The sequence below is a fragment of the Micromonospora sp. NPDC048835 genome (assembly GCF_040649995.1).
Taxonomy (GTDB): Bacteria; Actinomycetota; Actinomycetes; order Mycobacteriales; family Micromonosporaceae; genus Micromonospora.
Window position 1 is genome coordinate 92479 of record NZ_JBEZGM010000024.1, and the last position, 11723, is coordinate 104201.

General features: G+C 68.9%; 8 protein-coding genes. All 8 read left to right on the top strand.

Going from position 1 to position 11723, the window contains the following annotated elements:
* The first annotated feature begins 5 nt into the window (after window positions 1-5).
* The 8 genes from AB0C15_RS25150 to AB0C15_RS25185 all read left to right on the top strand — a co-directional run bounded on the left by AB0C15_RS25150 (window position 6) and on the right by AB0C15_RS25185 (window position 11589).
* Window positions 6-995: an ABC transporter permease subunit gene (locus tag AB0C15_RS25150; protein WP_357355793.1), complete on the top strand. Its 990-nt coding sequence runs from the start codon at window positions 6-8 to the stop codon at window positions 993-995.
* The gene (locus AB0C15_RS25155) at window positions 992-1900 is read left to right on the top strand and encodes a carbohydrate ABC transporter permease (RefSeq protein ID WP_357355795.1); all 909 of its coding nucleotides are present in this window, start codon (window positions 992-994) and stop codon (window positions 1898-1900) included. The genes AB0C15_RS25150 and AB0C15_RS25155 overlap by 4 nt, the downstream gene beginning before the upstream one ends.
* Window positions 1901-1953: 53 nt before the next feature.
* Entirely contained in the window at window positions 1954-3591 is a 1638-nt protein-coding gene (locus tag AB0C15_RS25160; RefSeq protein ID WP_357355796.1) for an extracellular solute-binding protein, read from the top strand.
* A 68-nt stretch (window positions 3592-3659) separates the two neighbouring features.
* Window positions 3660-4349 carry a YesL family protein gene (locus tag AB0C15_RS25165; RefSeq protein WP_357355798.1) on the top strand — a complete coding sequence of 230 codons (690 nt, stop codon included), beginning with the start codon at window positions 3660-3662 and terminating at the stop codon, window positions 4347-4349.
* On the top strand, window positions 4346-6379 hold the full coding sequence (locus AB0C15_RS25170; protein ID WP_357355800.1) for a beta-galactosidase: 2034 nt from the start codon (window positions 4346-4348) through the stop codon (window positions 6377-6379). Before AB0C15_RS25165 ends, AB0C15_RS25170 begins: the two co-directional genes overlap by 4 nt.
* Window positions 6376-8514: an alpha-glucuronidase gene (locus AB0C15_RS25175; protein WP_357355802.1), complete on the top strand. Its 2139-nt coding sequence runs from the start codon at window positions 6376-6378 to the stop codon at window positions 8512-8514. The genes AB0C15_RS25170 and AB0C15_RS25175 overlap by 4 nt, the downstream gene beginning before the upstream one ends.
* A 309-nt stretch (window positions 8515-8823) precedes the next feature.
* Window positions 8824-10149 carry a PHB depolymerase family esterase gene (locus tag AB0C15_RS25180; RefSeq protein WP_357355804.1) on the top strand — a complete coding sequence of 442 codons (1326 nt, stop codon included), beginning with the start codon at window positions 8824-8826 and terminating at the stop codon, window positions 10147-10149.
* 114 nt (window positions 10150-10263) lie between these two features.
* Window positions 10264-11589 (top strand): endo-1,4-beta-xylanase, encoded by a 1326-nt coding sequence (locus AB0C15_RS25185; protein WP_357355805.1) that lies wholly within the window; start codon window positions 10264-10266, stop codon window positions 11587-11589.
* Window positions 11590-11723 lie beyond the last annotated feature (134 nt).

The window sequence follows — 11723 nt, forward strand, 5'->3', positions numbered from 1 at the left end:
CGAGGATGACATCCACCCTGCGGCCACCACCACCGGCCCCGCCGCGTCCCCCGCGGGAGGCGCACCAGCCCGCCCCGCGCTCGCCGCGACGCCGGCGCAGTTGGCGGCAGGCCCTGCGCCGCGACTGGCAGCTCTACTCCCTGGCCATCCTGCCGCTGCTGTTCTTCCTCGTCTTCCGGTACCTGCCGATGATCGGCAACATCATCGCCTTCCGCCGGTTCAAGCCCGGCGGCAGCATCTTCGGCGAGTACTGGGTCGGCCTGCGCTACTTCCGGATGTTCCTCAGCGACCCGACGTTCTGGGAGGTTTTCACCAACACCCTCGTGCTCGGGGCGCTGACCCTGCTGTTCTGTTTTCCGCTGCCGATCGTGCTGGCGCTGCTGCTCAACGAGGTCCGGGCCCGCCGCTTCAAGCGGTTCGTCCAGTCCGTGTCCTATCTTCCGCACTTCCTGTCGATCGTGATCGTGGCGGCGATGGTCATGCAGTTGACCTCGATCGAGGGCACCGCCAACCAGATCGTCAGCCTGTTCGGTGGCGACCCGGTGGCGTTCCTGCAGAAACCGGAGTGGTTCCGCACCATCTACGTCTCGTCCGAGGTGTGGCAGACCGTCGGGTGGGGCACGATCCTCTACCTCGCCGCCCTCACCACCATCGACGAGAACCTGTACGAGGCCGCCCGGATCGACGGCGCCGGGCGGCTGCGCCAGACCTGGCACGTGACGTTGCCCGGCATCCGTCCGACGATGGTGACCCTGCTGATCCTCAACATCGGCAGCTTCCTGGCGGTCGGGTTCGAGAAGGTCCTGCTGCTCTACAACCCGTTGACGTACCCGACCGCCGACGTGGTCTCGACGTACCTGTTCCGGATGGGCTTCCAGTCGAGCAACTTCAGCTACGCGGCCGCCATCGGCCTCTTCGAGGCGGTGATCGGGCTGATCCTCGTCCTGTCGGCGAACGTCATCTCCCGTCGCACGGTGGGGACGAGCCTGTGGTGACCCTCGGCACGAAGGCCGACGCCCCGAAGACGCGCGGACCGGACGACAGCCGGGGTTACCGGATCTTCCGGGTCGTCAACACGGTCGTCCTGCTCGGCGTGGTGGTCGTGACGCTGTACCCGTTCCTCAACATCCTGGCCCGGTCGCTCAGCGAAGAGGCGTACATCATCGCCGGCGAGGTGACGATCGTTCCGCGCGGGTTCGACGTGACCGCGTACAAGCTGTTGATGTCGGACGCGATGTTCTGGACGAACTACCGCAACACCGTGGTGTACACGGTGGTCGCCACGCTCATCTCCATCGTGCTGACCACCTGTTACGCGTACGTGCTGTCGAAGCCGCAGCTCAAGGGGCGACCCTTCCTCATCGGTGTCGCGCTGTTCACCATGTTCTTCTCCGGTGGCCTGATCCCCAACTACGTGCTGGTGACCAGCCTGGGAATGAAGAACACCATCTGGGCCGTGGTGATCCCCAACGCCATCAGCGTGTTCAACCTGCTGGTGATGAAGGCGTTCTTCGAGAGTCTGCCGAGCGACCTGGAGGAGGCCGCGGCGGTCGACGGGCTGAACACGTACGGCATCCTGCTGCGGATCGTGCTCCCGCTGTCGAAGGCGATCGTCGCCACGATGGTGCTCTTCTACGCGGTCTCCTTCTGGAACTCGTGGTTCGCCGCGTTCCTCTACATGGACCGGCAGGACCTGCTGCCGGTAACCGTGTACCTGCGCAACCTCATCGCGGGCGCCACGAGCGCCGAGTCGTCCGCCGCCGACGCCGACAAGGTCCAGGCGGCGGCCACTCTCCAGGCCGTGACGATCGTGCTCACCACCCTGCCCATCCTGGCGGTCTACCCCTTCGTCCAGCGGTACTTCGTCCGTGGCGTGATGCTCGGAGCGGTCAAGGGATGACGGTGAGCACCGCACTGCTGCACCTCAAAACCCCACCACCGAAAGGACGAGCCATGCTCCACAAGACGTGGCGCCGCGTGGCGGCAGCCACCGCGGGTCTGCTCGCGCTCTCCCTTGCCACCGCCTGTTCCGAGGACCCCGGCGAATCGAAGGACCTGTCCGGGAACCGGGTCGGCGCGATGGCCACCTACGGCGTCGGTGACCAGTTCAAGGCCACCGAGGCACTGTCGTTCTCCACCCTCTACAACAACCACACGTTCTACCCGCTCAAGGAGGACTGGCTGTTCTGGTCGGAACTCACCAAGCGGACCAACGTCAAGATCGAACCGGTGGCCGTGCCGCTCAGTGACTACGAGCAGAAGCGCAGCCTGCTGATCGGTGCCGGGGACGCTCCACTGATCATCCCGAAGACGTACCACCCGCAGGAGGACGCGTTCGTGTCCTCCGGGGCGATCCTTCCGGTGAGCGACTACCTGGACCTGATGCCCAACCTCAAGGAGAAGATCACCAAGTGGAACCTCAAGCCGGAGATCGACAACCTGCGGCAGGCCGACGGTAAGTTCTACCTGCTGCCGGGCCTGCACGAGAAGCCCACGCAGGACTACACGGTGCTGGTGCGCACCGACATCATGCAGGAACTCAACCTGCCGACCCCGAAGACCTGGGACGAGCTGTACACGGTGCTCAAGGCGATGAAGGCGAAGTACCCGAACGTCTACCCGTACTCCGACCTCTTCAGCAAGCCCAACCCGACGGGCGCCCTGCTGGGGATCCTCGGCTCGTCGCACGGCACCTACGCGGGCTGGGACTTCCAGCACGCCACCTGGGACCCGACGGCGAAGAAGTTCACCTACACCGGCTCGTCCGAGCAGTACAAGCAGGTGGTCACGTACCTGCACAAGCTCGTCTCGGAAGGGTTGCTCGACCCGGAGAGCTTCACCCAGACCGACGACCAGGCCCGGCAGAAGCTCGCCAACGGCAAGTCCTTCGTGGTCACCGGCAACGCGCAGACGCTCGTCAACAACCACCGCCCCGACCTGGCGAAGACCCTGCCGAACGCGAAGATGGCCAAGATCCCGCTGCCGATCGGCCCGGCTGGCGAGGTCAATCCGTTCCCCCGGCTGGAGAACGGCATCATGATCTCCTCGAAGGCCCGGGAGAGCAAGAACTTCGTGGCCATGATGCAGTTCATCGACTGGCTGTGGTATTCGGATGCCGGCCTGGAGTTCGCCCGCTGGGGCGTCGAGGGCACCACCTTCACCAAGGACGCCTCCGGCAAGCGCACGCTCGACGCCGGCATCGACTTCCTCGGCCTGCACCCGACGGCGACCAAGCACCTGCAGAAGGACTTCGGCTTCCACAACGGCGTCTTCGCCTACGGCGGCACCCCCGACCTGGTCCGTGGGTTCTTCTCGCCGGAGGAACTGGAGTTCCAGAAGGTGATGGACGCCCGCAAGCCGCGGGAGGTGCCCCCGCCGCGCCCGTTCACCGACGAGGAGCGCGAGCAGGTGTCGCTCTGGGAGACCCCGCTGAAGGACTTCGTCACCCAGAACACGCTGAAGTTCGCCCTCGGCCAGCGTCCGCTCAGCGAGTGGGACGCGTACGTGGCCGAGCTGAAGGCCAAGAACTCGGACCAGTACATCGACCTGGTCAACAAGGCGTACGAGCGGTTCCAGAAGAACAACGGCTGACCAGCGGCGTCCGGTCGGGCGGTAGTCGCCGCCCGACCGGCCCGCCAAGGGGACCAGAGGGAGCGACCGTGAGTGGCGTGAGCCAGACCTGGCGACAGTTCGGCGACGGCCCACTGTCGCGGATCACCTCGCGCGTCTACATCCTGCTCGTCCTCGAGCTGCTCCTGCTGCTCACCACGGTGCCCGCCCTGCTGCCACTGCTGGTGCTCGGCCGCGATGCCAGCAACCTGCCGCTCGTCGCGCTCTTCCTGGTACCGCTCGGCCCGGCGATCTCCGCGGCCCTGTACGCCCTGCGTCACCAGCGAACCGACCTGACCGACCTGCACCCGGCAGCACTGTTCTGGCGCGGCTACCGGGCAAACGCGTTCGCGGTGCTACGCATCTGGGTGCCGACGCTGCTGTGGCTGACAGTGCTCACCGTGAACCTCGCCTACCGGGGCGCGGCCGGCCTGTCGAGCCTGTGGGCGGTGCCACTGGTGCTGATCGCCGTGGTCGTGACACTCGGCGCGGCGAACGCCCTCGTGATCACCTCGCTGTTCGACTTCCGTACCCGGGACGTGCTCCGGCTGGCCGTGCACTTCCTCGTGCGTACCCCCGGTGTTCCGGTCGGCAACGCCCTGCTGCTGGCCGCGGCGGCCGGGATCACCGCGGTCTCCTCCGAGGCGGCGCTGATGCTGCTCGCGTCGGTCGCGGTGCTGGCGTACCTGCGAGTCAGCGACCCGATGATCCACCTGATCCGGAAGGAGTTCACCTCATGAGCCTGCCCGTCAGCGCCAAGGTGCCCTTCGGGGGCGACTACAACCCGGAACAGTGGCCCGAGGACGTGTGGAAGCAGGACTACCGGCTCTTCGACTCCGCCCGCATCGACCTGGTCACCCTCGGCGTGTTCGACTGGGCGCTCACCCAGCCCGCCGAGGACACCTACGACTTCGCCCTGCTGGACCGGATCGTGGAGCGGGCCAGTGCCGAGGGACGCGGGATCTGCCTGGCCACCGGCACCGGCGCGCATCCGCCGTGGTTGGCGAAGGCGTACCCGGAGGTGACCCGGACCGACTTCGAGGGCCGCAAGCACCGGTTCGGTCAGCGGCACAACTCCTGCCCCAACTCGCCGGTCTTCCGCCGGCTCTCGACGGAGCTGGCCCGCCGGGTCGCCCGTCGCTACGCCGACACCCCGGCCGTGCTCGCGTGGCACGTCGGCAACGAGTACGGCGGCGCCTGCTACTGCGCGCTGTGCGCGGCCGGCTTCCGGGACTGGCTGCGCAACCGCTACGGCAGCCTCGACGAGCTGAACGAGGCCTGGTACACCACCTTCTGGGCGCACACCTTCACCGACTGGGACGAGATCGAGGCGCCGTCGGCGCTGACCGAGCACTGGCGCGGGCCGGACCACACGGCGTTCCCGGGCATCACCCTCGACTACCTGCGGTTCACCTCGGACGCGATGCTCAGCAACTTCCGCGACGAGAAGGCCGCCATCCGGGAGTCCAGCCCGACGCTGCCGGTGACCACGAACTTCATGGGCATGTACCGGCCGATCGACTACCACCGCTGGGCCCCCCACCTGGACTTCGTCTCCTGGGACAACTACCCGCCCGACGACGGGTCGGCGGCCCGGATGGCACTGACCCACGACCTGATGCGCGGGCTCAAGGACGGCCAGCCGTTCTGGCTGATGGAACAGACCCCGAGCTTCACCGCGTGCCGCGACGTCAACCCGTTGAAACGCCCGGGTCTGATGCGGCTGTGGAGTTGGCAGGCCGTGGCACACGGCGCCGACGCGGTGCTCTTCTTCCAGCTGCGCGCCTCCCGGGGGGCGAGCGAGAAGTACCACGGAGCGGTCATCGGCCACGCCGGTCGCTCCGACACCCGGGTCTTCCGGGAGGTCGCCGAGCTGGGTGCCGAACTGGACCGGCTCGGCCCGGCGACGCTCGGCGCGCGGACCCCGGCCCGGGTGGCGCTGCTGTTCGACTGGGACAGCTGGTGGGCGTTGGAACTCTCCGACGGCCCGTCCCGGCTGGTCCGCTACCAGCAGGTCGTGCTCGCGTACCACCGGGCGCTCTGGGACGCCGGGGTGGACCTGGACGTGGTCGCGGTGACCGCCGACCTGTCCCGCTACGACGTGGTCGTCGCCCCGGCCCTGCACCTGCTCAAGGGCGACCTGCCGCAGCGCCTGGAGGCGGTGGCGGCGCGCGGCGGGTCGGTGTTGACCACCTACCTGTCCGGCCGGGTGGACGAGAACGACCAGGCGTTCCTGATGGACGTGCCGGGCCCGCTCGGGCAGCTCATGGGAGTCCGGGTCGACGAGTGGGACGCGCGCGGCCCGGAGGTGGTCAACCCGGTACGCCTCGACGACGGCGCGGATCCTGTCGACGTCGACGCGAGCCTGCTGTTCGAGTTGGTGATTCCGCAGGGCGCGCAGGTGGTCGGCACCTACCAGGCCGACTTCTACGCGGGCACCCCGGCGGTGACCCGCAACTCCTTCGGCGCCGGCCACGGCTGGTACGTGGCCGCCGGGTTGGACCAGACCGGGGTGTCCTGGGTGGTGCGGCAGGTGCTCGCCCGACACGACCTGCTCGGGCCCTACCCGGACGTCCCGGACCTGGAATCCGCCGTGCGGGTCGCGGCCGACGGGTCCCGGCTGCTGTTTCTGCTCAACCACAGTGCCGAGCCGGTCGAGGTGACCGCCCGGGCCAGCGGCGTCGATCTGCTCACCGGCGACCGTACGGTGGCCGGCGCGGTGCTGCGGCTGCCGGCGTACGGGGTCGTCGTGCTGGAGGAGGTCCGGTGAACGCCGAAGAGTCGGTCGAGTTGGAGCAGCTGATGTTCGTCGAGGAGCCGATGGATGGTGACCAGCCGCGCGTCCATCCGGCCTGGCTGCCCCCGGAGGCGTTCCGGTCGCTCGGCGCGCGGCGCATCCTCCTGCACGGCGAGGGATTGCTCGTCGACACCGTCCTCGACGAGGTGTCTCGTGCCTGCGCCCGGTACGGCGGTCGGGTGTGGCATTCCCCCTCCTGGGACGTCGACGTCGATCTGGTGTTCGCCCTGCGCGACGCCGGTGAGCTGCCCAACCCGGCGGTGGAGGCGGCGCGTGCGGCCGGCGAGGCGGCGCTCGCCGAACTGGGCGACGGTGGGACGCTCGGCGACGAGGGGTTCGTGTTGGCGCGGGCCGGCGAGGTGACTGCGGTGCTCGCCGACGCGCCCGCCGGCCTGCTGTACGGGCTCTTCCACGTGGTCCGACTCTGCGCGGCGGCCTTCGACCCGGCCCGCCCTCCGGAGCGGCACCGGCCGGCCCTGCGCCGACGGATGCTGAACCACTGGGACAACGTGGCCGTGCACCCGGTGATGGGCCAGGTCGAACGGGGGTACGCGGGCGGCTCGATCTTCTGGCAGGACGGCCGCCCGCGCGGCGACCTGGCCCGGGTGCGGGAGTACGGGCGGCTGCTGGCGTCCTGCGGGGTCAACGCGATCTCGGTGAACAACGTCAACGTGGCCCGCGCGGAGGCGTTGCTGCTCACCGAACGGCTCGGCGACGTGGCCGAGATCGCGGACGTGCTGCGCCCGTACGGCATCCGGGTGCACCTGTCGGTCAGCTTCGCCGCGCCGGTCGTCCTCGGTGGCCTGCCGACCGCCGACCCCCTGGACGAGTCCGTGCGGATCTGGTGGGCCGGCACCACCCGGCGGGTGTACGACCGGATCCCGGACTTCGGCGGTTACCTGGTGAAGGCCGACTCGGAGGGGCAACCCGGCCCGTTCACCTACGGCCGTGACCACGCCGACGGCGCGAACCTGCTGGCCGAGGCGCTCGCCCCGCACGGGGGAGTGGTGCACTGGCGGGCGTTCGTCTACAACCACCACCAGGACTGGCGGGACCGGTCCACCGACCGGGCGCGGGCCGCGTACGACCACTTCGCCCCGCTCGACGGGCGGTTCCGCACCAACGTGGTCGTCCAGGTGAAGTACGGGCCGGTGGACTTCCAGACGCGGGAGCCGGTCTCGCCGGTGCTCGCCGCGATGCCGGCCACCCGGATGGCGGTGGAGTTGCAGGTCACCCAGGAGTACACCGGACAGCAGCGGCACGTCTGCCACCTCGGCCCGTGGTGGAGCGAGGTGCTGCGCTTCGCCCCCTGGGGGCCGGGCGGACGGACGATCGGGGACGTGGTCACGGGAGAGGCGGCGGCGGGTGGCGGGATGGTCGCCGTCGCCAACGTCGGCGACGACGTCTTCTGGACCGGGCACCCGTTGGCGCAGGCCAACCTGTACACGTTCGGCCGGCTGGCCTGGGACCCTCGGCGGGATCCGACGGCGATCCTCGACGAGTGGATCACACTGACCTTCCCGCCGTCGGCGACCGCCGACGCGGAGTTGGTACGGCGGACGCTGCACGAGATCATGGACGACTCGTGGCGCACCTACGAGCGCTACACCGCCCCGCTGGGCGTCGGCTTCATGGTCAACCCCGGCGACCACTACGGCCCCGGCGTCGACGGGTACGAGTACACCCGGTGGGGCACCTACCACTTCGCCGACCGGGACGGTGTCGGCGTGGATCGCAGCCGCGCGTCCGGCACCGGCTTCACCGGGCAGTACCCGCCGTACTGGTCCGAGGTGTACGAGTCACCCGAGAGCTGCCCCGACGAGCTGTTGCTCTTCTTCCACCATGTGCCGTACGGGCACGTGCTGCACAGCGGCTCGACAGTCATTCAGCACATCTACGACACCCACTTCGCGGGGGTCGAGGAGGTGGTGGGGATGCGACGGAGGTGGCAGACGTTGACCGGCATGATCGACCCGAGCGTGTACGAGCGGGTCGCCGAACGGCTCGAGGAGCAGGTGCGCTGCGCCACCGAGTGGCGCGACCAGATCAACACCTACTTCTTCCGCAAGTCCGGGGTGCCGGACGAGCGAGGGCGCGACATCTACTGACCGGCCCTGCGCAGCGGCCCGACCATGCGGTCGGGCCGCCCTGAGTCGCGTCCGGTGGGGGTCCGGCAGATTCCGAAAACGTCCCGGTAATTTCTCGGGACCAGCAGCCATCGTCGATACCCGCCGACGTCGGTTGCGGCGCTGGTGACTGCGGAAACCGTTGTGGCGAAAGGTTTCCGGAAGCCTTGACAATCGAGTGTGTTCGATTGAAGCTGGCATGGTCACGCGAGCCGCGGTCAAGGTCGGGCGAAGGGCACTCCTCGACTCAAGTCCCCTTCCACGCGCCTTTTTCCGCAAGGGATCGCGACGATGACACTGAAGACCAGAACGCTTGGCGCCGTCATGGCGGCCGTGACGCTTGCCGTCGCCGCGCTGACCTTCGCCAGCCCCGCTTCGGCGGCGACGCTCACCCAGGTGAGCAACTTCGGCACCAACCCCACAAACCTGCAGATGCACCTGTACGTCCCGGACCGGGTGGCGACCCGACCGGCGATCCTCCTGGCCATGCACTACTGCACCGGGACGGGCCCCGCGTTCCACTCGGGCACCCAGTACGCGTCCCTCGCCGACAGGTACGGCTTCATCGTGATCTACCCGTCGGCGACCCGCAGCAGCAAGTGCTGGGACGTCTACTCGCCGCAGGCGTTGCGCCGTGGCGGCGGCAGCGACCCGGTCGGGCTGATGTCCATGGTCGACTACGTGAAGCAGCGGTACGCCGCCGACCCCTCGCGGATCTTCGCCACCGGCACCTCCTCCGGCGCGATGATGACGAACGTGATGCTCGGCGTCTATCCGGACGTCTTCGCGGCGGGCGCCTCGTTCGCCGGAGTGCCGTTCGCCTGTTTCGCCACCGGCGGCACCTCGGAGTGGAACAGCCAGTGCGCGAACGGGCAGCTCATCCGGACCGCGCAGCAGTGGGGTGACCTCGTCCGGGAGGCGTACCCCGGCTACACCGGTCCGCGGCCCCGGATGCAGATCTGGCACGGCACCAACGACGACACGCTGCGTTACCCGAACTTCGGTGAGCAGGTCAAGCAGTGGACGAACGTGCACGGGCTGAGCCAGACGCCGACGTTCACCGACTCCCCACGCTCCGGCTACACCCGCACCCGCTACGGCAGCAGCGGCCCGATGGCGCCGGTCGAGGCGATCAGCATGCAGGGTGTCACGCACAACGTGCCTGTCGACGCGGCGCAGGTGATCCGTTTCTTCGGGCTCGACGGCACCGCGCCGCCGACCACCACACCGCCGACCACCACACCGCCGACCACCCCACCGCCGACCACCCCACCGCCGACGACCCCGCCGCCGAGCGAGGGTGCCTGCCGGGTCGGTTACACGGTCAACGCCTGGAACAGCGGCTTCACCGCGAGCGTCGCCATCACCAACACCGGTGCCACCGCCGTGAACGGCTGGGAGTTGACCTTCACGCTGCCCGGCGGGCAGCGCATCACCAGCGGTTGGAACGCCCAGTACGCCCCCGTCAGCGGTGCGGTGACCGCCCGCAACGTCTCCTACAACAGCACCATCGCCCCGAACGCGTCGGTCGAGATCGGCTTCCAGGCCACGCACGAGGGCGGCACTGGCAAACCCTCGTCGTTCGCCCTCAACGGTGCCGCCTGTTCGGTGTCCTGATTTCCGCTCCCACCCCACCACCTGAGAAGGAGTCGCACGATGAGAAGAGCGAGATGGAAGGCGGCGTCAAGAGCCGCGATCGCGCTTACCGGCGCGGGTGCCCTCGTCGCCGGTATGGCGATGTTCCTGACGGCACCGCCGGCCGCCGCCGGGACGACCCTTGGCGCGTCCGCCGCCGAGAAGGGTCGGTACTTCGGCACGGCGGTCGCCGGATTCAAGCTCTCCGACAGCGCGTACACCACGATCTTGAACCGTGAGTTCAACATGGTGACCGCTGAGAACGAGATGAAGATGAACGCCACCGAGCCGCAGCAGAACCAGTTCAGCTACGGGGCGGCGGACCAGATCGTCAACCACGCCCGCAGCCGCGGGATGAGCGTGCGGGGTCACACCCTGGCGTGGCACTCGCAGCAGCCCGACTGGATGGAGCGCATGAGCGGCAGCGCGCTGCGGCAGGCGATGCTCAACCACGTCACAAAGGTGGCCACCTACTACCGTGGCAAGGTCGTGGCGTGGGACGTGGTGAACGAGGCGTTCGCCGACGGCAGCTCCGGCGGTCGCCGCGACTCCAACCTCCAGCGCACCGGCAACGACTGGATCGAGGCGGCGTTCCGGGCCGCGCGGGCCGCCGACCCGGGCGCGAAGCTCTGCTACAACGACTACAACACCGACAACTGGACCCACGCGAAGACGCAGGGCGTCTACAACATGGTCCGGGACTTCAAGGCCCGGGGCGTGCCGATCGACTGCGTCGGTTTCCAGTCGCACTTCAACAACGACTCACCGTACGTGAGCAACTACCGCACCACGCTGTCCAGCTTCGCTGCCCTCGGTGTGGACGTGCAGATCACCGAACTGGACATCCAGGGTGCGTCGGCGAACACCTACCGCAGCGTGGTCGAGGACTGTCTGGCTGTGGCCCGCTGCAACGGCATCACGGTGTGGGGCATCCGGGACAGTGACTCGTGGCGCTCCAACCAGACCCCGTTGCTGTTCAACAGCAACGGCTCGAAGAAGCCCGCGTACGACGCGGTCCTCACCGCGTTGAACAACGGCACCACGCCGACCGACCCGCCCACCGACCCGCCCACCGACCCGCCCACCGACCCGCCGACCGACCCGCCCACCACCACGCCGCCGCCGGGCCCGGGTGGCTGCACCGCCACGGTGTCGGTGAACCAGTGGAACGGTGGCTTCGTGGCGAACGTGCGGGTGACCGCAGGCTCGTCGGCGCTCAACGGGTGGACGGTGTCGATCGGGCTGCCGTCCGGCGCCACCGTCACCAACGCCTGGAGCGCCAACCGCAGTGGTAACACCGGCACGACGAACTGGACCAACGTCGCCTACAACGGTCAGGTCAGCGCCGGGCAGTCCACCGAGTTCGGCTTCCAGGCCAACGGCACCGCCGGCAGCCTGAGCCCCACCTGCTCCGCAGGCTGACGCCCACCGGCCCGGTGCGGGGGGCCTGCCCCCCACCCCACCCCCACCCCACCCCCACCCCACCTCTGCCCTCGGTGATCAAGAGGGTTGGGGGTTGGCGGTCGGGGGGTGGGGGGGGCGGGCGGTTGTTGTCC

Excerpts from the sequence above, each read along its gene's own strand:
- AB0C15_RS25150 (WP_357355793.1), top strand. The coding sequence starts at position 6 with ATGACATCCACCCTGCGGCCACCACCACCGGCCCCGCCGCGTCCCCCG.
- AB0C15_RS25160 (WP_357355796.1), top strand. The coding sequence starts at position 1,954 with ATGCTCCACAAGACGTGGCGCCGCGTGGCGGCAGCCACCGCGGGTCTG.
- AB0C15_RS25170 (WP_357355800.1), top strand. The coding sequence starts at position 4,346 with ATGAGCCTGCCCGTCAGCGCCAAGGTGCCCTTCGGGGGCGACTACAAC.
- AB0C15_RS25180 (WP_357355804.1), top strand. The coding sequence starts at position 8,824 with ATGACACTGAAGACCAGAACGCTTGGCGCCGTCATGGCGGCCGTGACG.
- AB0C15_RS25185 (WP_357355805.1), top strand. The coding sequence starts at position 10,264 with ATGGCGATGTTCCTGACGGCACCGCCGGCCGCCGCCGGGACGACCCTT.